The sequence below is a fragment of the Sellimonas sp. genome (assembly GCF_047234585.1).
GTDB classification, from domain to species: Bacteria; Bacillota; Clostridia; order Lachnospirales; family Lachnospiraceae; genus Sellimonas; species Sellimonas caecigallum.
The window spans coordinates 1-24,550 of the sequence record NZ_JBKSWG010000014.1 but is presented as its reverse complement, the minus strand read 5'-3'; the positions used below and the strand labels follow the sequence as shown (position 1 = coordinate 24,550).

Here is a 24,550-nt window from a genome sequence, read left to right as displayed (position 1 = left end):
TCATTATTTTACCCCTCCTACTAAAATATCTGGATTTAAAATCATTTTGTAAATTCCATTCGCTGAGATCTTCGTGTCGGAAATTCCGATCCATACGTCCTCTATCGTTCGGTCTTCTTCTCCTGAAATATGTAGAGAATCAAACTTTACCAGAGGGAGAAGCCCCTTTTCGTCCCCTATAGACCGACAACATATATACCGGACCGGCCGTTCTCCCTTTTCTGTCAGCAGATCCTTGACCGCTTCTTTCTCAACCACACAGACAGGATTACCTGTCTGGGGATCTTCCAGGTTGTTTCCCGTATCAAAAAGTCCTGTAATCTCTGTCATTTTGTCTCCTATCCGAAGCTGGATCCTGCATGTATATGTCCCCATTCTCTGCATATGCCTCATAAGCTTCCAGATGATTCCAAGCAGCTCATAACTGATGACTGCAAAGAGAAAGAAGAGACTTCCTGTACGAATATATTGCCGGAAAAATCCAAAAATTCCTCCAAGCAAAAATCCACCTGCATAAAGCATCAGGTACACACGCACAAATTGTCGAAGGGAACGGATGCGGAGCCCTGTCAGAATCATAGCGCTGTTTATAAGCAGATGAAAGCAGACCATCTTTACAACAGCAGGGAGCGGGACCGCCACCGTAAGGCAAGTCAGAAAGGCTCCCACAAGCGCCCCCGGTAAAATCCGTACGCGTGGCGAGTCAAAGACTGCTATCTTCCTGACTGCAAGAAGAAGGAGATAGTCCATCATAAAATTGATCAGGAACAACAGATCGATGTACACTTCGTAATACACGTCTTACCCTCTTTTCCTTTCGCTGCCAAATCGATTCTGTGCGAACAACCCATATTATAAAAAATGTGATTTTGAAAATTTGTCAGAAGCTGACAGAGAAATGATTTTTCTTTCGACAAAAAAATCCGAAATACTCTCTGCATTCCGGATTTGTCTGCTGTATTTTTGCTTTTTCAAGGCATGAAGTCTGACGCGATCGATTTCGTCGGATACATCCCAGGTTCTTGTAAAATCTCATATCCGGGATCCTTGCGTCCAAGCTGTACCGTCTCTCTATCCAGAACTATGATACAGTCGTAAGCGTCCACGATCTGTTCAATATTCCCCGAATCAATCTGTTCCGTCACATCCACGTTATCCGAATAGAGGAAATATCTTCCCACATACTGTACACTCCAGTCCGATACCTTTCCGCTCTCATCTGAAGCAGCTATCAGATATGTTCCCGTATCTCCCTGACTGCCCTCATACCATCTGTCTCCTGTGACAGATTCCATTATCCCAGGAAGAGAAGTTGTGTAAGACTCTCTGATAAACACAAGCCCATTCCATTCCGAATACAAAAAATTGATTCCTATCAGAAGAGTTGCAAGCACACCATATTGATAATATCGCTTCGTCTCCGGGGAAAAAAACGCCCGGTAAGGGCCCCTTTCATCGATTCCCACTGAAAACGAGTTCTCCAGATCCTGTTCTGCACACAGGAGGAGAATCCCTGCAAAAAGGGTCATGATACTGCAGGCGTATCGCTCAAATCCCGCCAGTCTGAGTGCTTCTTTCTCCGGCATGTCATACAGATACAGCCATAAAATTCCCAAATAGTATATCAGGACCAGAATATCTGCAAAAATCAATACTTTCCCAAGTTTCCATTTCTTTTTCAGCAAAGTCTTCACAAGGATAATAGCTATAGCAGCGGCCAGATTACATAATACGAACACCTGAAACGCCCGGTCTGACAAGTCAAACGCCTCTTCCACAAACTCTTGGATGACCTGTCCATAAAGCTTTTTCGGAACTGCACCTGTCGTCTGCTGCCCAAAAGAAGCGCCAAACTTCCGGTTTACCCCGGCCAAACGCTCATTCACATGCAGCTGCCACAAAAAAAAAGGGAGCAAGGAAAAAGCGGCTGTAAGACTGGAAGCAGTGACCGTTTTTACACTTCGTTTTTCCTTTTTCCAATAAACAGACAGATAAAAAAGAAGCGGAACCAAAGCAAACAGAATTCCTGTATCTTTCACGATGACTGTAAATCCAAGAATCAGCCCCACAGTCACGGACGCTCTCATACATTGTTCGCCAAAACGCCAGACAGCCGCCATCGCTGCCATGGAAAGAAGCGGAAGGAGGAAATCAACCAAAAGATTGTTGATCCGTATTGTCAGGTTCAGATACGACAGCATGCAGCACCCCATCCCAAGAAAAGAATAACAAAGAAATCTCCTCTTTTCCCTGACAATTCCGAATACTGCCAGAAAACACGAAAAGAGAATGCTGTTCTGTGCAAGAAGCATGACTGACTGAGAGCGGCCGAGAAAGCGGCACACATAGTAAATAAAAAGTGAACATCCAGGCGGATAATCGCGAAAGGAGACAAGTACGCTGTCTGCCTCCGGCAGCGCATCTACAGAGAGCAAATATTTTACTATCAAAGCCCAGTGGGAAAAATTGTCATAGTGGAGAAGCCTCATGCTCAGGATCAAACTTCCGAAAACGATCGTTCCGGCAAAAAAACAAACCCCAAATGTATTCCATTTTGGCAGACAGACCTTTCCGTGTATCATCTGCCATCCAAAGCATCCCAAACCTCCCACATACAAAATCGAGGCCGTTGTTTTAAGGAACCCTAAAAGCGCTCCCGCATACAAGACAAGTCCCAGAGCCGCAATAACCGATATGGGAACAAAGAACGTCTCTTTCTTCTGTTTTTGAAGTCCGATATACAAATACCCTAAAAATGATAACAGAAATCCCGCTCCTTTTATCCATTCCATTTTATCGCACCCCCTTCTCCTGATTTTTTTTCCAGTCTTTCATCCGCATCCGGATATTTCGGCTTATTTCATCGTAGACAGTCATCCACGGATCGATCTCTTTTGGCAAGGAATGTTCTCTGTCATGAATGATCTGCATCCAGTTTTTCCTGCTTTTTTCTTCTTCCGGCTCCACCATCGCCGCATACAGATATTCCCCTTCCGTTTCTTTTTGGTATACCAGCCTGGCCGACAGAGACGTCTCATAAAATTCTGTCCTCACACGGATCCGGAATCGTTCTCCAGAGGCTATTTTTCGCATCTTTTCCATGCGAAACGCGATTCCTTCTTCTGAGACATCTTCGCTTTTTCCGTACAATACATCTCCCCGTATTTCAATGCGGACCTCTTCTTCTGCCCGGATCCGTTCGTATTTTCTTTTCGAATCCCTCCCAAGCATAAAAAATGCCGCATAGACAAGGGTAATCATATTGTGGAAGAGCCAAAATAAAATAACGCTGCTGTATACAAGTGCCATACCATATTTTCCGTGCACATATCGGAAAATGGCCGCCAGCGTAAGAACGATCAGTATCCCGTGAGGAATGATATAAGCAGCCGATGTCGTCCTCCCACTTGTTTTTCTCTTTTCCGTAACTCTAAATTTCTGCTGCCGGATGCCTATAGATTCGAGAAATACCGGAACAATCAGATAAGGGGCCAAAATCGTATCAATAACCTGACTCCAACGCATATTTCTTATATTGGTGCTTAAATATCTTACGGACATATTGTAAGTCAGGTAATATGGGAGCCAGAAACATAATAATTCCAGGAATCCACATTCCACAAGCTTTATATCAAATAGGGCAAACATGATGGGAGCCATGATGAATACCATCCGGTTAAAAAATGACCACCAGTACAGATATGCGTTCAAATAGGAAAGCCTCCCTGCCAAAGAAAGTTTTGTCGTGAACACCGCATTGGTATTTCGTATACTTTGAATCACTCCCCTGGCCCAGCGTCTCCTCTGGGCAATCATGCTTTCTACCGTGGTTGTGGAAAGTCCGGAAGCCAGCGCCTCGGATGTGGCGTACGTGATATAGCCGGCTTTTTGCATACGCAGACTTGTCTCGAAATCCTCCGTAATGGTCCCATATGGAAAGCCGCCGATTTCTTGCAATGCTTCCCGTGAAATCACAGTATTGCTTCCTGTGTAGGCGGCTGAGTTGGAAGCATTTCTCATAATATTGATCTCTCTGGAAAAAAAGTCCTGTTCATTTGGTATATCTTTCTCTGAAAACAGATTGAACTGAAACAGATCCTGATTATAAAAACTTTGAGGAGTCTGAATAAGTCCGATTTTTTTATCCGGAATGAAAAAATAAGGCACTGTCTTCAGAAGAAATTTCCTGCGTGGTATCATGTCCGCATCGAACGTTGCAACAAGAGGAGAGCCCGTCTTTGAGAGGGCATGATTGTAATTTCCGGACTTTGCGTGCCGATTGTCCGAAAGTCCCAGATAACCGACTCCCATACTTTCGGCAAGCTTGCGTATCTCGGCTCTGTTTCCGTCATCGCAGATGTAAATGTGGACTTTCTTCTTATCCGGATATTCCAGGAAAGTACATGCGTTGACGGTCTTGTACAGGAGACGCGCCGGCTCATTATGTGTAGCGATCAGCACATCCACATCTGGATATTCTGTGTACGGTAAAGACGGTAGGCACAGTTCACTCCCCTCCGTCCCCATCTTGCTGACCATCAACTCAAACATACCAAGGATCGTGACAGCTTCTGCTGCTGCAAGAAGGATACCTGCCGCCACCTGTACCTTTCCCTCCGACCACGGAATCGTACAGAAAAACCTCCAGATTAAATAATTGGCGGAAAATACCATAGTGCATAAAAACAAGAGCTTTCTTTTGGTCTCCTTCTTCATCTATTTCCCCTCGTTCCTTTCTGAAATACCCAGCTTTTCTGCATCCGATAGGACAGGAAAAAAAGGATCGTGTCGCATAGTATTTTCCCGCAAACCGGATTTACCGAGAAAAATGTAGTTACTGCAGACACAAATGCCGCAGAACCAGCTCCCAAAAACAAGCAAAGCAACAAATATCGCAGAAAAGAAGCCCCCTCGTCTTTACATCCAAAAACTCCAATCCTGTTTAAGATGTAGTTGGACATTGCAGATCCGGCCCTTGCAACATATGTAGCAACCGTAATCTGTAAAACTACCGCAAGGGATGTCCTCTTCAATATCTGCAAACTGACACAGAACAATAAAAGATCCAGAAAGGTACAAAATATGGAAGAGAAGATAAAACGAAACAGCGTAGGACACAATACCTTTACTACACGGACACTGTCCCGTATAGGACGGAAATGGGAACCTGCATTTCCGTTCTCATAAATGGTACAGATTCTCTCTGTCCTTATCGGTATCTTCTCCCGGATACAGGTCAGCAGTGCCTGCATCTCATATTCAAACCGCTCACCTGGCACTTCCAGCATGACATCCAGATACTCTCCATCAAAGGCGCGCAGCCCAGTCTGTGTATCCCGCAGCCACTTACCGCTTTCCAGCCAGAACATAAGAGAGATCACCCGGTTTCCAATCCAGGAACGAAAGGGAATTCCTCCACGCGAAAAATCCCTCTCTCCAAGGATAACTCCCTTCGGCTCGTCACACATTTTTCCCAGTATCCGGAACACATCCACAGCTGCATGTTGACCGTCACTGTCCACACAGAGGATTCTGCTCCCCTTACCGCCTTTTTCTTTTACGTAACCAAAGGCTGTCTTCAGCGCTCTTCCTTTTCCCTTGTTTTCGCTGTGAGTTAGTACCGTACATTTTTGCTTTGCCCGAATCCTGTCAAAAATCGGCTGATACCTGTCTCCTGATCCGTCATCCACTACAATGATATGTCCCTGTATTTTCCTGCAAAGCTCAGAAACGTAACTGCACAGTCTCTCCTCCGGTTCCAGAGCCGGTATGATGATATAAATTCCTTCCATTTTCCTACTCCTCTTCTGCTTTTTTCTCATTTTTCAGCTCCAACACTTTACTTCTTGGACAGTCCTTTCTGCACTGAATGCATTTTCTTTTCATACACGAAATCTTTTTGTAATTGACATAAAACCGGTCTTTCCCGAGATGTTTTGCAATATACAAAGCCGTATCCGCACAGCGGTACAGTTTTTCATAGCTTTTTATCGTTCCATCTACAGGTACGGCACCGATACTGACCGACACCCCATATTTTGCATAATAATTTCCAAGCGCAGCCCTCACAGACGTCAGGATTCCTTCAAATTTATCTTCCAATATCCCTTGGGATACCCGGTTCTGCACGAGTACGATAAACTCATCCCCACCAAGTCTCGCGATACAGTCTGTCTTGCGAAACCCTGCGCTCAAACATTCAGCAAACCGTTCCAATATCCTGTCGCCTTCCGGATGTCCTTCCATATCGTTGACACGCTTAAAATTGTCCAGATCAAAAAGTACAAGTACCCCTGACGGATTCGGCTGCAGCAGATATTCCTCCACATGGCGTTCAAAACCATTTCGGTTGTAAAGTCCGGTCAGCCTGTCGGATTTTGCCTCACTTTGAGCGACGGAAAGCTGATCTTCCATTCGGCTGATGCCTTCCGACTTACTGATATATCCTTTTTCCAGCTCCAGTATCGTCTCCACAAGAGCCTTCAGTTCCGGTATGCCAGCCTCCTCGATATCCGTATCATTTCCACCTTCCAGTATTCCCCGGATACTCGTCTTTACGAGTTCAAAATGTCCAAACAAATATTTTTTCAAATAAACTCTCACGATCACAATCGTAAGAACGCTGATCGTGCCGATTCCAATAAGACCTTCAAAAAAAGTCCATGCAATATCGCCGTACAGCTGACTTAAATCGGTAAATGCGGCAAGAAACATTCCTTCCTGTTTTGTGATGACCGTTCTCTGGTACTTTCCATTGATCCGCAGAAGAATGGGTTTATCTTCCTCCAACGATTCCAGGAGTGAAAGCAGATCTTTCGCATTTTCTCCTCCACTGATCCTGATTACCTGCTGATTGTTTTTTGTCATTCCCACGATCTTTCCGCTGTCTCTTCCAATAGCAATGACACTTGTATCATATTCTGTCGTCGCCTGCTTAAGTGTCTTCTCAATCAGTTCCTTTCGGCTTAAAAACTCCAGATTTTCTGTATCCATATCAATCCGTACGAATGAAAAATATGGGGAATCTGATTGCACGATGACGTAGAAAGAAGAGGGGATTGTGTCAAATTCTGCCTGATCAATGTGAATATGGTAGGGCTTTCCGTCTTTTTCCTGCCAAAATTCCTCCGATTTTACCTGTTTTGCGCTTCTCTCCTTCATACTATCTTCTGTACTGCCTATCATTTTTCCCGAACTATCATATACGCTTATGGACTTGATTTCCATGAGCCCTTTTACTATATCAAGCCCACGGTCGGAAATCATCTGGGAATCACTGGAAAGGATATATTCTACGGCCAGAGCACGATTGAGGTAATCATCTTTTAAAAGTTCCAGACGCTCTTCATACTCATTCGATGCATTGCGGATATTCGTCTCTACACTTCCCAAAAGTTGGCTCAAATACTGATAGTTTCCTCTTCTGCTCCTCTCATACAGGCTTATCGTAAAAAATAGAAGAATCAGGACTGTGGAAAACAGAAGGATGATGGCCAGTCTTCGATATAATTTTTTCATAAATTTTACCTCCTGTCAGTTCTCTTCGTGTTCCTTCCACGTCTGCTTTTTTCGCTTTTCCAAATACTGTTCTTTAGAAAGAGGCCGGTAAAAGTAATATCCCTGAGCTATGAAACAATGATTACGCACCAAAAAGCAAGCCTGCTCCTTCGTCTCAACACCTTCCGCCACAACTATCATCCGAAGCTCCTTTGCCATCCTGATCGTAGACTGCAAAATGATATTCATTTTTCTTATACCAATCAGGTTTACAAAAGACCTGTCGAGTTTCAGAACATCGAAATGTGTATCCGCAAGCGACTGTAAAGTCGAACTTCCTGTCCCGTAGTCGTCCATTTCCACCTGAAATCCCATTTGGTGCAGGCTGTCAACCAGTTTGTCCATCTCTTTCTTACCATGGCATTTTTCAGCACTTTCCGTAATTTCAAAAGATAGTTCCGCCGCATCTACCCCATATAATTTTGTCAGTTGACTGATCCTGTCAGCAATTCCTTCTTTTATAATGTGGAGTTTGGAAAGATTTACCGATACAATTCCCATAGAAAGTCCTTGATTTTTTGCCTCGCAGATATCAGCGCAGACGAGACGGACAACCTCCTCATCTAGCTCCACAATCTGTCCTGTCGCCTCGAAAACCGGAATGAATTTTGCCGGAGAAACCTGGGTGCCATCCTTTTTCTTCCATCGCACAAGGGCCTCGGCACCACAAATCATGCCTGTGCGCATATCCACTTGGGGTTGATAGACTACGTGGAATTGTTTTTCCTTCAGCGCTTCCTTAAAATCCATCTCAATATTTTTGGATTCAATCTCTTCTTTTACCACATCTTCATAGAAACTATATTTTTCAGTTATACTCCTTTTTGCTTTGTGCTTTGCTAAAACTGCGTTGCTGTAGATGATCCCAATATCCCCAAATTCACAGAGTGGACAAATACCAAACGACATTGTACACTGTACAATCCTTCCTTCATCCATCTCTTTTTGCACTTTTTTCCAAAAACATTCCAGTTTACAGCATACTTCTTCTTTTTTATTTCCTTTTATGACAGCCACAAATATATCGCTGTGATAGCGATAAAGTGCTTCCTCCGGCAATGTATTCCGGAAAATCTGATAAATCTTTCTCAGAACATCATCGCTTTTTTCTTTTCCATACAGAAGATTCATCATCTTGAATTTGTCCACATCAAAATTGACCAGATACCTGTCCTTCTTATCCTCACTGCTCAATTTGCTAAACTGCTGCCGAAAATAACGATAATTCCACTCTCCCAGCAGTCTGTCCCGAAATACGATATCCAGAATCCTTTTCTGAAATTTCTGATATACTGTCATATACATGACAGAAACCACTACGAGAAGTAAATACAAAAGCAAGACAAGCACAAATATATTTTCCTTCAGAGTCTTTGTGTGCCGATACAGGTAATCTTCCTGTACGTATGAGAGCAGTCTCCAGTTGTTGATCGAAAGGTCATGCTCACAAGCCATATAGGACTCTTTTCCCTTCTGAAACCGAAACAATGTTCCCTCTTTGGTTTCTCCGTTATCCGTTTCTTCCGTCAGGATAAGGCTTCCGCCTTTTCCGTCAAAAGACTGAATATTTATGAGGCGTAAAAAGTCCGAAGCACGGTAGACCGCAGAAACAACCATCTTTACCTCTCCATCTTTTCGTACCGGCACAGTAAAAATATGGCCTTCTTCTTTCCCTCCCTGGGAAAGGCGTTTATCTGTCACAACCTCCTTGCCTTCCATGTTTTCCTTAAAGTAAGCTTGTCCGCTCAAATCAAGCACTTCTCCTTTTGTTGTACGGCACATTCCTTCTCTGTCAATGATCCCCATATTGTACATTCCCATATGCCGGGCATAACTTTTCAATGTATCCACGATACTTTCCGTATTTTCGTTTTCTGTCCTTCCGATTTCTTCAGCAATGGAGCGGAGCAGATTCTTCAGATCATAAAACCTGGTCTCCACAAGCTTGGCATTTTGTATGCTCACATTTTGCAGTGTATAGTCTGCCTGTTGTTTAACCGCTGACAATATTCTTCTCTGAAAATGAAAATACGTAAATGCACCAGCCAAAACGACAAGCAAAAGAACAAACGCCATCAGGATCTTTGCTTTTCTTGAAATCCGGACCGCATCTTCTTTTATTTCCTTCATAATTGATATCCTCCATAAAATCTGCTCCTTTTCACATTTAGAATGTCTCAGAGGAAGTTCGTCTATACAGAAAAAAGAGAATCTCTGATTTAAGACAACAAAAAAGCGCGCCCACTTTTGGCGGGCACGCCTAAATAATTTCACTTTTCTTTTTTATCTATCTCTTGAAGAAATCTGGAATCTTGATGGACTGCTCTTTTACCCTTCCTCCTGTCGCTGTCTGGGAAGTTGTCTGTGTCGGTACTGTCCGTGTGATATTGTCAGATGTTCTTGCAGTTCTTGGCTGCTGTGGCATGCGTGTTACTCTTCCCATGTCTGTCTTCGGAGAAGATGCCTGGGAATGTGTCTCGTTTGTCTCCGCAAACATAGAACTGTTCTGTTTTGCGCTTTCTATTCTGGATTTCAGTCTGGATCCGGAATTCTCCGCATTATGTAACCCTGTCGCAATGACTGTGATAGTAGCCTCATCCGTTCTTGATTCATCGTACATCGCACCGAAGATAATGTTTGCCTCTTCTCCTGCAAGTTCCTGTACATATTCTGCTGCATCGCTTGCATCCATCAAAGTGATATCTCCGGAAATATTGATAATCACATGAGAAGCACCGGAAATCGTCGTTTCAAGCAGCGGGCTTGCAACAGCCTGTTTTACTGCCTCCAGCGCCTTGTCATCTCCTCTTCCGTGACCGATACCGATGTGAGCGATACCCTTATCTGTCATGACAGTCTGGATGTCTGCAAAGTCAAGGTTGATCAGTGACGGTACATTGATCAAGTCTGTGATACCCTGGATACCCTGCTGAAGAACTTCATCCGCTTTCTTCAGAGCATCCGGCATTGTTGTCCTTCTATCGACAACTTCAAGCAGTTTATCATTCGGGATCACAATAAGTGTGTCTACATTTTCCTTTAATTTTTCAATTCCTGCAAGTGCATTGTTCATACGTGTCCTGGATTCAAAACGGAACGGTTTTGTAACAACACCTACTGTAAGAGAACCCTGTTCTTTTGCAATACGTGCTACAACCGGCGTCGCTCCTGTCCCTGTTCCGCCTCCCATACCGCATGTGACAAACACCATGTCTGCACCTTTCAATGCGGATGCAATCTCGTCTGCACTTTCTTCTGCTGCTTTTTCCCCAACTTCCGGCTTTGCTCCAGCGCCAAGACCTTTTGTGATCTTGTCTCCAATCTGCATCAGTGTTGGTGCTTTGCAGTATTGAAGTGCCTGCTTATCAGTATTGATCGCAATAAACTCTACTCCGGCAATCTGTTCATCTATCATACGGTTTACAGCATTATTACCGCCTCCGCCTACACCAACAACGATAATTTTTGCTGCAGCTTCTGATTCATTTGTCTTGATTTCTAACAAGAGTGTCTCCTCCTTTGTCATGCTTTATTATTTATACACCCACAAGTATATATATTTCTGCCATATATACAATATAATATAGTCTTTCACAGCAAATTTCAATAGAATTTTTACGAATTTTCTACTTTTTTTCAAAGCTGATCGTGTCTGTACTATCTCCAAAATGTTCGAGATGAAGCGTCCCTTTTTGTCCTTCCAGCATAGGAAGTATCGTTGGAAGTTGTGCTATTTTTTCCTCCGGATTCCCGCTCCCAAGCTCAACGCAGATTTCTCCAAAATACAGTGTGATATTTTCCCCGTCACAGAGAATCCTGTCACTGGCGAGCTCTTTCCTTTCCAGAAGGTCGATTACCTGGACAAGATATCCGAACACAGCGTCATCTTTTACCGAAAGTTTTTTTCCCTTGGACGCCTTCTTTACATCCAGTCCTTCAATCTTTGTGACGTCTTCCCTTAGTTCCTCCAGTATTCCAAGAACATATCCTTCCTCATCAAAATACACATATTTTCCATCTGATTCCACATAGCCGATAGGCGTCTTCTCTGTCACCTTTACCTGGATCGTCCACGGATTTTTCATGGTAAACTGTATCGACTCTGCCGTATCCGGAACCGGAAATGATCCAAATTTGGTCCTGGCAAGAAGAATCAGGGAATTGTCTGCTCCCCCCTGCTTCTCTATATACTGCAGTATTTCTTCTTTCGTAAGAAATGAATTTCCTGTAATATGGATCGTCCTGACCTGAAAAATCAGTGCCAGGGCAATCAAAAGAGCCACCACTCCAACGGCGGTTCCAAGTCTTATCAAAAGCTGTTTTCTCCGGGCTTTTTTCAGTCTTTTCCTCGTCCCGTCCCTCTGTGCGATACGATCGCTCATGGCTGTTCCTCCTTATTTTGTACTGTTTTACATCCATATTGTACATTGTAGACCAATGATAACTCTTATTTTACCAACTGGCTACACTGAATACAAGCCCCATTTCCACGAGAAGAAACACAACAGAAGTACCTCCGTAGCTGATAAACGGCAGTGTGATCCCAGTATTCGGGATCGTATTGGTCACAACAGCAATATTCAAAATGACCTGGATCATCATATGCGCCATAGCTCCCGCCGCAATAAGGGCGCCGAACAGATCTTTCGCATGGGTGGAGATCACAAAGAAACGCCATATGAGCAAAAGAAACAAAATGACAATAAAGGAGGCGCCTACAAGACCTAATTCTTCACATATAATAGAAAATATCATGTCATTTTGCGCCTCAGGTACAAATCCCAGTTTCTGTATACTGCTTCCGAGCCCTTTTCCAAAAAGCCCTCCTGAACCGATAGCATAAAGTCCCTGGAGTGTCTGATACCCTTTTTCGTACTTTTCCGGGTTCTGCCAGATAGCAATCCGCTCCAGGCGGTAGCTTTCCAGTGCCAGAAAGATTCCCATAAATCCACATCCAAGTACAGCCATCCACACAAACTGGGCATATTTAGGACTGGCCGCAAATATCAGTATCACAGCAATCCCAAGGATAATCACTGCGGTACTGAGGTTACTTGCCCCCACAAGTCCCACAACCGGCAGTACCCAAAGCATGATTTTCAGAAGTGTGCCAAGCTTTCCTATCTTCTTTACGTTTTTCGTTACGATCCATGAAAGAAAGATGATCAGCGCAATTTTGGCATACTCAGACGGCTGAAAGGAAAACGGACCCAGAGAAAGCCATCTCTTGGATCCGTTGTATTCATCTCCGACAAGCATTACGGCCACACAGAGCAACACTGCTCCGATGTATGCCGGCACTGCCAGTTTTTCCCACATATGGTAATCTGTTTTTGCCACTGCGTACATTCCTGCCAGTCCGAGTGATGTGGCAAACAGCTGTTTTTTCAAATAGTAAAAGGAGTCGCCGAATTTTGTCTTGCCATTATAGGCACTTGTACTGTAAAGGATGACAAGTCCTGTTATCACAAGTAAGAAAACTATGACCAGGAGAACTTTGTCAGTCTTTCCCTGGCTCCGTCTTTCCTCTTGTTCCACTCTATCCACTCCTTACAGAGATTTTACTAATTCTTTGAATTTCTCTCCCCGTTCTTCATAATTCTTAAACATGCCCCAGCTTGCACATGCCGGAGAAAGCAAAACGGCATCGCCGGACTCTGCGATCTCACTTGCCATCTTTACCGCCTCCTCGAAGGTATCTGCAAAGATAAAGTCATAAAATCCACATGCTTTGGCATCTTCTGCGATCTTCTGTCTTGTCTCCCCGATGAGAATCAGCTTTTTCACTTTTCCCTGAAAACTTTCAATCCACTCTTTGTACTCCGACTGCTTATCGTATCCTCCTCCGATGAGTACAGTCGGGCGATTCATCGCACAGATTCCACGGATCGCGGCATCCGGATTGGTTCCTTTGGAATCATTGTAGTAAGCTACCCCGTATTTTTCTGTCACATACTCAATCCGGTGTTCCACACCCTGGAAATTGCGGATGACAACGCGGATAGTTTCCATCGGTACCCCGTAGAGAGCCGCCATAGCTACAGCAGCCATCACATTTTCGTAGTTGTGTATTCCGAGCAGTTTCAGTTCCTGTACATCGCACACTTTGACCGTTTCAGGGTTCCGATATACGATGGCTCCATCTTTCAGATAGATTCCTTCTTCCAGTTCTCGCTTGCTGCTGAAAAAGAACGGTTTTGCACTCAGATTTTTCCCAAACTCACGCAGAACTTCATCCTCATAATTCAGCACACACGCTTCCTGCTCTGTCTGGTTGGATGCAATCGCTTTTTTTGCCGCGATATAATTTTCCATCGTATGGTGCCGGTTCAAATGATCCGGCGTGATATTCAATATAGCACTCACTTTCGGGCGGAAACTATGGATCGTCTCAAGCTGAAAACTGCTGATCTCCGCAACGGTTATTGCCTTTTCCGTCATCTTCATAGCTTCCAGCGTGTATGGGTTCCCGATATTACCCACTACATACACTTCGTCTGCATACGCTTTCATGATCTCGCCCAGAAGTGTCGTTGTCGTCGTCTTTCCATTGGTACCTGTGATCGCAAGCACATCTCCCTTTCCGCAGCAGTACGCAAGCTCCACTTCGCCCCAGATCGGAATATTCCTTGCTCGCATCTTTTCAACAACCGCAAGGTCCGTCGGAACTCCGGGACTCATAACAACAAGATCCAGCGTATCCATCACTTCTTCCGGGAGTTCTCCCAGGAGAATCTGTGTCTTTGCATACTCCGGAAGACGCTCTTTGATGTCCTTCGCATTCAGATTCTCATTTCCGTCATATAATATCGTGGCGGCACCTTTCGCGTCCAAAAGTGTTGCCGCACCGATCCCGCTTTTCCCAGAACCGAACACAAGTACCGTCTTTCCTTTAAATTCAAACATTTCGTCTCCGTCCTTTCGTACCTTAGATCGCCATCAAAGCAATCAGACATAAGATTGCGGTCACAATGGAAAACACTGCGACTACTCTCGTCTCCGACCATCCACACAGTTCAAAATGATGATGGATAGGAGCCATTTTAAAGATTCTTTTGCCGCCTGTCTTTTTAAAATAAGTAACCTGTATCATAACAGAGGCCACTTCCACAAGATAGACAAGCCCTACAATGATAATAAAAATCGGCATCTGCAGCATATATGCAGTGGACGCCACAAAACCTCCCAGTGCCAGAGAACCTGTGTCCCCCATAAAGACACTGGCCGGGTATACATTAAATAGAAGAAACCCAAGCAAAGCTCCTACAACTGCGCATGTGATTGGCTCAATCCCGCTCTTCGTCCCAACAGCTACCACAGTAAAAAATGTTGCTACGAGAACTGTCACACTGGATGCAAGTCCGTCCAGTCCGTCTGTGAAATTGACTCCATTTACCGTACCGATCACGGCCACAAAAAGCAGCGGTATCGCTACCCAACCAATATCCCAGTATTTTCCTCCTGAAAATGGTATCAAAAGTGTAAGCGGAATATTCGTCACTTTCACAAGATAATAGGCAAAAATTGCCGTTACTACGATCTGAAGCGCAAATTTCTGCTTTGGATAAAGTCCATCTGAACGCTTCATCACAACCTTCAGATAATCATCCAGAAATCCGATGAGTCCGAATCCAAGTGTCACAAACAGGATCGGGATAATTTTGGGATAATCTTTCACATAGAGCAGAGACGTGATCACGATCGAAGCAAGTATCATGACACCCCCCATCGTCGGCGTCCCTGCTTTCTTCAGATGAGACTCCACCCCTTCTACCCGTTCAGTCTGTTTCATCTTCATCTTCCTGAGTATCGGAATCACAATCGGTCCCATGACAACACTTAACCCAAAGGCTACCAGTACCGGAATTACAAACGTATAATCCATATCCACACCTCTTCATCCTTCTGTTTCTAAACAGGCACAATGCCTGCGTACAATTATACCGTATTTAAGCTTTGTTTACAAGAAATTCCCCCTTATTTTTCACTTTCTGCCGTTTCCGGTCTTCTCAATCCCAAGATACGGGAGAACTGCATCAAAAATCTGCCTCATGACCGGAGCTGCTATCGTCCCTCCATAATAGATTCCCTGCGGATTGTAAATGATACACATTCCCAGCACCTGCGGATCATCTGCCGGGGCAAATCCCAGAAACGAGGAGATATATTTGTTGGCGCTTCTCGGCAGTGTCTGGGATGTGGCTGTCTTTCCCCCAATCTTGTATCCTTCGATATAGCCATTCTTTCCGGATCCTTCCGATACCACGCTTTCCAAAATTTTCTGCATTGTCTCGGATGTCTCTTCTGACACGATCCGTTCTTCTTTTTTATAAGGAAATTCTTTTATCGTCTTACCTGTTTCTGCACTCTTTACCTCCATACCAAAATGAGGAGTAATCCGTTTTCCGCCATTAATGAGAGAACTTACCGTAGCTGCCATCTGGATTGGCGTAACCTGAAAAGACTGTCCAAATGACATGGTTGCAAGCTCTACTTCCCCAATGTCTTCTCTTCGGTGCATGATAGTTCCTGCCTCCCCCGGCAGATCCACCCCTGTCTTTTCCATGAGGCCAAACTGTTCAAAATAATCACAAAACCGTTCCGATCCAAGCCTTTGCCCAACCTCCATAAACACCGGGTTGCAGGAATTTTGAACCCCTTGAACAAAAGTCTCGCTTCCGTGTCCTCCTGCTTTATGGCAGCGGATTCTGCGGTCTTCCACGATCTTATATCCAGGGCAGAAAAATTGGTCGTCCGTCTCCACAACTCCCTCCTCCAGGCTGGCGCTTGCTGTAATGATCTTAAAAACAGAACCGGGTTCATATGTATCGTTGATACACCCGTTTCTCCACATTTGGTTGAGAAGTTCCTGCTTTTTTTCATCATCCATCTGCACATCGCCTCCTGTGTTCAGCTCAAACGGCTCATTTAAATTGAATTCCGGATAATTAACCATAGCCAGTATTTCTCCGTTCTGCGGATTCATCAGAAGGATTGCCACTTTGTCTGCCTGCTTTTCTTCCATAACTTTCTGTGCCATCTGCTGAGCGTATTCCTGTATATTATAGTCCAGACTAATCCGGAGCGTGTTCCCTGCCCGGGGCTCAATCCGGTCTTCCGCAATGTCTGGAAGTTCAATCCCTCTGGCGTCTGTCGTAGCCAGGATCTTTCCATTCTCTCCTTTCAGGTAATCTTCATATTTTACTTCCAGCCCTATGATCCCCTGATTATCTCCCCCTGTAAATCCCAGAACCTTACTTGCCAGTTCTTCATACGGATAATACCTTTTGAAATCCTCATCGACTTTTACCCCTTCAAGCTCCATCTCCCGGATTTTGTCTCCTGTTTCCTTATCCACATTCGTTTTTACCCGCTCCATGGAAGATACTTTTTCCACTCTTTTCCTTACTTCTTTCTCTTCCATCCCAAGTGTATCCGAGAGTAATTTTATGACCTTCTCGGGCTCTTTGATCTGACTGTGTATGACAGACACCGTACACACCGTCCTGTTAGTCGCTAACACTTTCCCGTTTCTGTCTACAATCTCTCCTCTTGCCGCCTTAATATCTCTTTCTCTTTCGTGGAGAGCCTCCGCTTTTTTCTGATAATATTCCGCTTCAAAAATCATAAGATAACAAAGCCTTCCAATCAGCCCCACGATCATGATGACTGCCAGCGCAAATACAATACAGATTTTTCTTTTATTGTATGTTTTGTTCTTCATACAAAAAACCTCACAGAAGCGATTAATACAGATTATTAATCCTTTTGTGAGGTTATTCTTTTTTATTGCGTTTGTTCTGTTTTCGTAATGTTAAGATACGGGAACGCTTCTTTCATGATATCGGCCGCAAGACCGGTAGCCAGATAGCTGGCTGCCTGCTGTTCCAGATTTGGTTCATCTACAACAACATAGATCATGATCTCCGGATTCTCCTGAGGTGCGTATCCGATAAAGGAGTTTAAGTTCTTCCCCTCGCTTCGTGGATGTTTTTCGGCAGTCCCTGTCTTTCCGCCGATCGCATATCCAGCCACTTGAGCGGATTTTCCGCTACCTTCCTCTACAACACCCAGCATATAATCTTTCAGTATCTCGCCTGCCTCTTTTGATATTGTCTTCTTTGCCAGAACAGGCGTCTTTGTGTAGACTACATCTCCGTTGGCATCCTGAATCTCTTTTACCACATATGGCTCATAATAGTTTCCGCCGTTTATGAGAGAGCAGAAACCTGCTGCAAGCTGTGTCATCGTCACATTGAAGTTCTGTCCGAAAGAGTTTGTTCCAAGGTCGATCGGTTTCATATTTTCCGGAGAATAGAGAAGGCTCGATGTATCCCCTTCTCCTGGGAGATCGATCCCGGTATATTCGCCAAACCCGAAAATATGCTGATATCTGCTGAAATCTTCAGCCCCCAGTTTTTCGGCGATTTCCATCATACCGACATTGCAGGAGTTCTCAAGCACCTGTTTCAGCGTCTGTGTTCCATGTCCGCTTGTAGCAATACATGCTACCGGCTGCGGCACGCCATCGTACTTGTACGACCCACCACATACAAAAGTCTCATTCCCGGTCAGTTTCCCAGTCTCAAATCCTGCTGCCATCGTGAAAGGCTTCATAGTGGAACCCGGTTCGAACGTATCACTGATGCAGAAATTCCGCCAGAGAGCATTCATAGCATCCAACTTTTCTTCTTTGGACATTGCCTCCAGCTCCTCATTTGTATAGTACTGGCTGAGATCTCTCGGATTGTTCAGGTCAAAATTCGGATAGCTCGCCTCTGCGAGAATCGCTCCTGTATTTGGATCCATCATGATGACAGCTGTATTTTTCGTGCCTTCTCCTTCGTACGCATTGTCTTTGAGCCGATCATTCAGTTCTTTGATATGCTTTTCCACAATGGCCTGCAGATTCACATCGATGGTCGTGACAATGTTATTTCCGTCCACCGCATTCTGAATCACATTTTCGGAGTCTGAATCTGAATTCAGATATCCCGTTTTTCTTCCGTCTGTCCCGTTAAGTTCTTCGTTATAATATGCCTCCAGTCCAATGGTTCCCACATTTCCGGAAGATGTATATCCGATCACGTCCGATGCAAGTGTGCTGTATGGATATTTTCTTACATATGTATCTTCCAGGGTAACCGCTCCGATCATTTTATTTTCGTTCTCCAGCTTTTTAAATGCCTGCCCTTCTTCATAGCCAGCATTTTTGATCAGTGTCAGATATCTGTTTTCTTTCTCCTCCTGAATCTGCTCTCTAAGCTGTGTCTCCTCAAGGCCGAACGCTTCACACAGTGCATCGACAGTCGCATCGATCATCTGATTTTTATACTGTTTCTTTGTTTCCAACAGCCCTTTCACATCCAGAACCACGTTATACGTCCTCTCACTGGTAGCTATCTTTGTCCCATTGGTGTCCAGTATATCTCCCCGTTTAAATGGGATCGTCTGGCCTGTATTACGGATTTGACTCATTACCTGTTTTTTATATTCTTTTCCGTTAACGATATTGATAAATGCAGCCCTTCCCACAAAAAAAACAAAAGCCAGTATGATTGCCGCAAACACTCCTACCAGCTTAATCTGCATTTTTTTAGGAAATTTTCTGTAAAGATTTTGATATCTGCCCTTTCTTTTCCTCTTAGCCATGCACTTCACCTTTTCAATTTTGCATTAATTCTCATCTACAATCCCATCTTCAGGGATATTTTCATATTTTTTGATGTAGTCATCCCCCGGACTCTGGTATGTAACTACCTGGGAAGGATCTGCATACACCATTCCAAGTTCTTCTGCTCTCTTCCGTATTGTCTCTAACGTGATGGAATTTGTGATAAAATTATACTCTGACGCATTACTCTCACGGATTTCCGATATATCCGTCCGAAGCTTTTCAATAGTCCTTGACTGTCTGCTAAGATCCGCACGTACTCCTATATACTGAAAACAGACGAACAGTGCAATCGCTGCGGCTGCCCCCAGGAAAGATACATATCCAAATCCTAGTTTCATTGCTCTTTTCTGATTTTTTCTCGTTTGTCTACTTACCTTCTTCTCTTGCTTTTTTGGGGCTGCCGGAATATCTACCTCCGGTATCGCCTGCCCCTGCTTTATCGTATTGCCATCATAAACATACAACTGTCCGCGTATGTTTGCTGTTCTTCTTTTTTCTCTTTCTATCATACGCGTTACCTCATTTCCTTTGCGAGCTTCGTCGTTCTTTCCCCGCATATCTCCTAAATATGTTCAAAAATGCGAAGTTTTGCACTCTTGGAACGGCTGTTTTCCGCCAATTCTTTTTCGCCCGGCAGTATCGGTTTTCTGGTAATAATCTTCCCTTTGGATTTTTTTCCGCACACACAGACCGGGAAATGGCTCGGACATGTGCATGGATTCTCATTTCTTCTGAATGCTTCTTTTACAATCCTATCTTCCAGCGAATGGAACGTAATGATACAGATCCGTCCGCCTGTATTTAACATATCAATCATGTCATCCAACGATTCCCGAAGAACAGTCAGCTCCTGATTCAATTCAATCCGGATTGCCTGAAAGGTTCTTTTCGCAGGATGCCCAGACATTTTCTGATATTTCATCGGAATGGCACTTTTTATGATTTCACTAAGCTGTAAGGTGGTTTTAACCGGACCTTTTTCCCGTTCTGCCACAATATGTTTTGCTATATTCTTTGCAAAACGGTCTTCGCCGTAATCACGGATGATACGAAAAAGGTCCATCTCACCATATCCATTGACAATGTCAGCCGCCGTCATCGTCTGACGCGTGTCCATGCGCATATCCAACGGCGCATCCTTTGTATATGAGAATCCCCGTTCCGCCGTATCCAGCTGATAGGAAGATACGCCCAGATCAAGGACGATCCCATCTACTTTGTCAATGCCTGATTCCCGGAGCCGCAACTTCATATCACAATAGTTGCTCCTGACTATTGTAACTCTCTCCCCGAAGTCACGTAATCGGATTCCGGCAGCCTCGATAGCCGCCTCATCCTGGTCTATTCCGATAAAACTCCCCTTGTTGTTTAACCGCTTACACACTTCATAAGCATGTCCGCCTCCACCAAGCGTTCCATCTACGTAAATGCCGTCTGGCTTGATGTTCAGACCATCTACGACCTCTTCCAATAATACTGACTTATGCTCAAATGTCATGGTTCCCTCCATTTGTGTCATTGTTAAATGCTAAGGCCCAATTCTTCCATGTCACTTGCGATATCTTCGATATCCATCTCGACTTCAGCATTATGTTTATCCCAGGCCTTTTTGTCCCAAATCTCTATTTTATCCAGGACACCTGCCAGAACGACTTCCTTTTCCAATCCGGCATATGCTCTAAGGGCAGAAGAGATAAGTACCCGACCCTGTTTGTCGAGTTCCCCGTCAACTGCGCTTCCAAGAAAAAAGCGTTTAAAGTCTCGGGCTTTTTTGTTTGTAAGTGGCAAGTTTCTGAGTTTTTCTTCAAAAGCACTCCATTCGTTATCCGGATACACAAATAAGCAGCCATCCATCCCCTTCGTTATCACAAAATGTTCTCCCAGACTTTCGCGAAATTTTGAAGGAATGATCAACCTGCCTTTTGCGTCAATACTGTGATTGAATTCTCCGTTTAACATCAGGAATCACCTTCTCTTAAAATGGCATGATTCTTTCAAACCATTTCGTACCACTTTTCTCCACTTTCTACCACTTGAAACCATTGTAACCCACTTCCCTCGTCATTTCAAGCCCTTTTTGGAATTTAAGATTTTTTTAAGGGTGGAAAAAAGCGAAAAAAAAAGAGACTGCGTATAACACGCAATCTCTCCCGTTTTTTCGACAATATTTACTCCTGACTTAAGCCCTGGAGATACTCATCAAATGCTGTATAATCTACTGTCACTTCTTCTCTCGGACGGCTCTCTTCAATCTTCTCATATGCAGAGTAACCAATCCATACGATGATCAGAGCAATGATGATCAGAGCGACAGCAAGCTTCAGATAATTAAAAAACTTTTTTCTCTTCTGCTGCTTCTGGATCTGTCCTTTATATTTTTTATAGGAATCTACTTTTGCCTGGCTCATATTCTCTAACTCCTTTTGCACTCGACTGGTACTTATCATACCACACTGCCCGATGAAATACAAGAAAAAGAGCCTTTTTTCACACTTCCGACACACTTCTTTATCTAGACAGCGATGATGACACCCCCGTCATTGGCGTAGAGACTGCTTACTCCTCTTGTGTCAAGGATAATGATCTCTTTTACATTTACTTTTTCAAGAAGCATCTTTTTTACCCCTTCTGCCCGTTCCCGGCAATTACAGTGTGAGATGGCAAGTACCTTTTCCTCTGGATTTTTCAGCTCCTCGACTACCTTATCTACCATCTTCACAAGCGCTTTTTTGATTCCTCTTGCCTGCCCGTGCTGGATGATGACTCCCTGCTTTGTAGCTCCCATAACCGGTTTGATATTTAAGACCGTGGCCGCCAGTGCCTTCAATCCTGTAAGTCGTCCATTCTTTCTGAGTGTCTCCAGTGATTCCAGCACAAAATACGTATTTTGGCCGTCGATATAAGCTTCGACTGTATCGATAACCTCTTGGAAAGACATCCCTTTCTCTTCGCATTCTGCAATCTTCTGTGCGATCAATGTCTCTCCCACGGAAGCAGAACGGGAATTAAAAACATAAATCTTTTTTTCTCCGTACTCTTCATAATACAGATTCTTTCCCAGCACGGCACTGTTGTACGATCCACTCAATTCGGCAGAAAGTGTTACAGCATAGACATGATCTTCCTCGCCTCTGAATGCTTCCATATACGATTCCGGAGACGGACAGGATGATTTCGGACACTCACTGCTTTTTGCCACTCTCCGAAGAAAATCTGCCTGATCAAAACTCTCGTCATCGACGATCTGATGTCCGTCCACTTCCAGAACAAGCGGTGCGGTAAAAAATCTTCCGGTTTTCTTCATATTCTGAGTCAGTTCTCCGCAGCTGTCAACTATCACTTTATAGCTCATATCTATTCCTCCCACATGATATTGTGTGTTGTTTATTTCTATTATATGTAGTTTTTAATACTACTTCTTTATCTTAACACAAATCTTGCGGAAAAGAAAGGATTTTATGACTGAAATCGGATTTGCCGTGATATGTTCAGTGCGATCCCCATTTCTCCCATCAAAAATACAACAGATGTTCCTCCATAACTGATAAAAGGAAGCGTGATCCCAGTCGTTGGAATAACATTCAATACAACTGCCACATTCAGAACGACCTGAATCGCGATATGTGCAAAGATTCCGGTAGCTATCAGAGAACCGTAGAGATCCGGTGCGTTCTGCGCAATAAACATCAGCCGGTACAAAAGCATTCCAAAAAGCACAAGGACGACGATCAAACCAAAAATCCCAAGCTCTTCACAGATGACAGATAAAATCATATCATTCTGCGGTTCTGGAATAATCATTTTCTGGGCACTGCTGCCAAGCCCTTTTCCAAAAAGTCCTCCGCTTCCGATAGCCAGCAGTCCCTGCATCGTCTGGAACGCACCACTTTGCGCGTATTTTTCCGGGTCCACCCATGACAGGATCCTCTGAAGCCGGAAGTTGCCGCTGGATTCCAGAAGCCGGCCAATAATCTGTCCTGCTATCAATCCTCCTACTACCAGAATCCCAAACGCAATGGCAATTTTTTTTGACTTCGGATATACGACAAAAAATACAATACATGTAATCCCCATGACAATGATGGCTGTGCTCAGATTGTCTGTGAGAAAAAATACTCCCGCTGCTGCGATAACTCCCCATGTCAGGACATTGATCATTCCTTTTTTTGTGTATGCTTTTTTGCCGATGGCACATATGACAAAAGGGATAAAAATGATGACTGCAACCTTCGTGAATTCTGCCGGCTGAAGCTGCTGGTCAAACGGCAGCCTTAACCACCGTCTTGCCCCATTTCGTTCAAGTCCAAGAGGCGTCTTTACAAGTGCCATGAGAATGAGCGAAGCAAAGTAAATAGCCTTTGCAAACTTTGCATAAATATGGTAATCGATCTTTGTCACAAAATACATCCCCACCAGACTGACACTGCTGAATAGAATCTGTCTCTTAAAATAGAAAGCAGCATCTCCTCCCATGTTTACCTGGGCGTCATATGAACTGGTACTATACAGCATGACAAGCCCAAAGCAAACAAGAAAGAGCAGTACAGCCATAAGTACGTAATCAAAATATTGGTATTGCGTCCCCGTTCTGGAAGATCTCTGGAACCGTATTTGTCTTCTTGCTTTCTGGCGTCCGTTCATTCTTCTACACTCCCCTGTCTGTTTCGATAATGGTTTTATTATAGCCGGATTATCCTTGAAAAACAACCCACAACCTTGTAATTGCCTTGTAACCTTCCCGCTATTTTCCCATATGATAATCTTAGAAACTGATGAAAGGAGTTTTCTTATGCAGAATTATTACCAGCGCCCTCCGATGCGTTCTCCGTATCAAAATCAGAATCCTGCCGGCTGCTGTCAAAAAAAATCCTGTACAGAAGAATTGAGAAAAGAATTTCCGGTAGCAATGGCTTACGTACCTTGGCAGAAATTTGCCGCACCATACCCGGTCTGCAAAGCCTTTGTTCGCGGTACGATTTTTGAAGAACTTGACAAACCGTTTCTTGGGAAAGGAGGCTGCCGCTCATGAAAGAATTTTCTTCCCGCAAAGACCTCTTGAACCATATTAACACCGTAAGTTTTGCCGTTAACGATATCCAGCTTTACCTGAATACCCATCCTGAGGACACGGAAGCTCTTGCCTATTTCCACGAATACAAAGAAAAACGGGTAAAGGCTTTGAAAGAATATGCCACATGCTATGGCCCTCTGACCATAGACACTGTGGATGCTTCCGCATGTGACCGTTGGAACTGGGTCAACGAGCCGTGGCCATGGCAGGAAGGAGGATGCTGATTATGTGGAATTATGAAAAAC

Annotated in this window: 21 protein-coding genes; 2 read left to right on the top strand and 19 right to left on the bottom strand. The window is 44.1% G+C overall.

Annotation, left to right across the window (positions count from 1 at the left end; all coding sequences use genetic code 11):
* Positions 1 to 3: 3 nt before the first annotated feature.
* From ACLROL_RS07285 to ACLROL_RS07195, 19 genes are all read right to left on the bottom strand, one after another.
* Positions 4 to 798, bottom strand: coding sequence for a sigma-E processing peptidase SpoIIGA (locus ACLROL_RS07285; RefSeq protein ID WP_413067589.1), 795 nt, complete (start codon positions 796 to 798; stop codon positions 4 to 6).
* A 173-nt stretch (positions 799 to 971) separates the two neighbouring features.
* On the bottom strand, positions 972 to 2,792 hold the full coding sequence (locus ACLROL_RS07280) for a hypothetical protein (protein ID WP_413067588.1): 1,821 nt from the start codon (positions 2,790 to 2,792) through the stop codon (positions 972 to 974).
* Position 2,793: 1 nt separating this feature from the next.
* Complete coding sequence (locus ACLROL_RS07275; protein ID WP_087200185.1) at positions 2,794 to 4,716, bottom strand: glycosyltransferase family 2 protein; 1,923 nt, start codon at positions 4,714 to 4,716, stop codon at positions 2,794 to 2,796.
* On the bottom strand, positions 4,713 to 5,792 hold the full coding sequence (locus ACLROL_RS07270) for a glycosyltransferase (protein WP_158095380.1): 1,080 nt from the start codon (positions 5,790 to 5,792) through the stop codon (positions 4,713 to 4,715). The genes ACLROL_RS07275 and ACLROL_RS07270 overlap by 4 nt, the downstream gene beginning before the upstream one ends.
* Before the next feature lie 4 nt (positions 5,793 to 5,796).
* Complete coding sequence (locus ACLROL_RS07265) at positions 5,797 to 7,518, bottom strand: diguanylate cyclase (RefSeq protein ID WP_413067587.1); 1,722 nt, start codon at positions 7,516 to 7,518, stop codon at positions 5,797 to 5,799.
* A gap of 15 nt (positions 7,519 to 7,533) precedes the next feature.
* Positions 7,534 to 9,687 (bottom strand): EAL domain-containing protein, encoded by a 2,154-nt coding sequence (locus ACLROL_RS07260; RefSeq protein ID WP_413067586.1) that lies wholly within the window; start codon positions 9,685 to 9,687, stop codon positions 7,534 to 7,536.
* 157 nt (positions 9,688 to 9,844) lie between these two features.
* On the bottom strand, positions 9,845 to 11,062 hold the full coding sequence (ftsZ, locus tag ACLROL_RS07255; protein WP_087200177.1) for a cell division protein FtsZ: 1,218 nt from the start codon (positions 11,060 to 11,062) through the stop codon (positions 9,845 to 9,847).
* 121 nt (positions 11,063 to 11,183) lie between these two features.
* A complete protein-coding gene (locus ACLROL_RS07250; RefSeq protein ID WP_221919227.1) occupies positions 11,184 to 11,939 on the bottom strand; it encodes a cell division protein FtsQ/DivIB in 756 nt (251 codons plus the stop codon).
* A gap of 70 nt (positions 11,940 to 12,009) precedes the next feature.
* Positions 12,010 to 13,095, bottom strand: a complete 1,086-nt coding sequence (locus ACLROL_RS07245) for an FtsW/RodA/SpoVE family cell cycle protein (protein ID WP_087200174.1) — start codon at positions 13,093 to 13,095, stop codon at positions 12,010 to 12,012.
* Between the two features lie 12 nt (positions 13,096 to 13,107).
* The gene (gene murD / locus ACLROL_RS07240) at positions 13,108 to 14,463 is read right to left on the bottom strand and encodes a UDP-N-acetylmuramoyl-L-alanine--D-glutamate ligase (protein WP_087200172.1); all 1,356 of its coding nucleotides are present in this window, start codon (positions 14,461 to 14,463) and stop codon (positions 13,108 to 13,110) included.
* 22 nt (positions 14,464 to 14,485) lie between these two features.
* Positions 14,486 to 15,442: a phospho-N-acetylmuramoyl-pentapeptide-transferase gene (mraY, locus tag ACLROL_RS07235; protein ID WP_087200169.1), complete on the bottom strand. Its 957-nt coding sequence runs from the start codon at positions 15,440 to 15,442 to the stop codon at positions 14,486 to 14,488.
* A gap of 99 nt (positions 15,443 to 15,541) precedes the next feature.
* A complete protein-coding gene (locus tag ACLROL_RS07230; protein ID WP_087200167.1) occupies positions 15,542 to 17,281 on the bottom strand; it encodes a peptidoglycan D,D-transpeptidase FtsI family protein in 1,740 nt (579 codons plus the stop codon).
* A 62-nt stretch (positions 17,282 to 17,343) separates the two neighbouring features.
* Positions 17,344 to 19,209: a peptidoglycan D,D-transpeptidase FtsI family protein gene (locus ACLROL_RS07225; protein WP_087211927.1), complete on the bottom strand. Its 1,866-nt coding sequence runs from the start codon at positions 19,207 to 19,209 to the stop codon at positions 17,344 to 17,346.
* A 24-nt stretch (positions 19,210 to 19,233) separates the two neighbouring features.
* The gene (locus tag ACLROL_RS07220; protein WP_144018234.1) at positions 19,234 to 19,743 is read right to left on the bottom strand and encodes a hypothetical protein; all 510 of its coding nucleotides are present in this window, start codon (positions 19,741 to 19,743) and stop codon (positions 19,234 to 19,236) included.
* A 53-nt stretch (positions 19,744 to 19,796) separates the two neighbouring features.
* On the bottom strand, positions 19,797 to 20,732 hold the full coding sequence (gene rsmH, locus ACLROL_RS07215; RefSeq protein ID WP_087200159.1) for a 16S rRNA (cytosine(1402)-N(4))-methyltransferase RsmH: 936 nt from the start codon (positions 20,730 to 20,732) through the stop codon (positions 19,797 to 19,799).
* Between the two features lie 23 nt (positions 20,733 to 20,755).
* A complete protein-coding gene (mraZ, locus tag ACLROL_RS07210) occupies positions 20,756 to 21,193 on the bottom strand; it encodes a division/cell wall cluster transcriptional repressor MraZ (RefSeq protein WP_087200157.1) in 438 nt (145 codons plus the stop codon).
* A 209-nt stretch (positions 21,194 to 21,402) separates the two neighbouring features.
* Positions 21,403 to 21,642 carry a hypothetical protein gene (locus tag ACLROL_RS07205; RefSeq protein WP_087200154.1) on the bottom strand — a complete coding sequence of 80 codons (240 nt, stop codon included), beginning with the start codon at positions 21,640 to 21,642 and terminating at the stop codon, positions 21,403 to 21,405.
* 104 nt (positions 21,643 to 21,746) lie between these two features.
* On the bottom strand, positions 21,747 to 22,586 hold the full coding sequence (locus ACLROL_RS07200) for a DegV family protein (RefSeq protein WP_087200152.1): 840 nt from the start codon (positions 22,584 to 22,586) through the stop codon (positions 21,747 to 21,749).
* Between the two features lie 104 nt (positions 22,587 to 22,690).
* On the bottom strand, positions 22,691 to 23,875 hold the full coding sequence (locus ACLROL_RS07195) for an FtsW/RodA/SpoVE family cell cycle protein (RefSeq protein ID WP_413067585.1): 1,185 nt from the start codon (positions 23,873 to 23,875) through the stop codon (positions 22,691 to 22,693).
* Between the two features lie 148 nt (positions 23,876 to 24,023).
* Between ACLROL_RS07195 and ACLROL_RS07190 the strand changes: the two genes are divergently transcribed.
* Both ACLROL_RS07190 and ACLROL_RS07185 read left to right on the top strand, forming a co-directional pair.
* Positions 24,024 to 24,263, top strand: coding sequence for a spore coat associated protein CotJA (locus ACLROL_RS07190; RefSeq protein WP_087200147.1), 240 nt, complete (start codon positions 24,024 to 24,026; stop codon positions 24,261 to 24,263).
* On the top strand, positions 24,260 to 24,529 hold the full coding sequence (locus ACLROL_RS07185; RefSeq protein ID WP_087200145.1) for a spore coat protein CotJB: 270 nt from the start codon (positions 24,260 to 24,262) through the stop codon (positions 24,527 to 24,529). Before ACLROL_RS07190 ends, ACLROL_RS07185 begins: the two co-directional genes overlap by 4 nt.
* Positions 24,530 to 24,550: the final 21 nt, after the last annotated feature.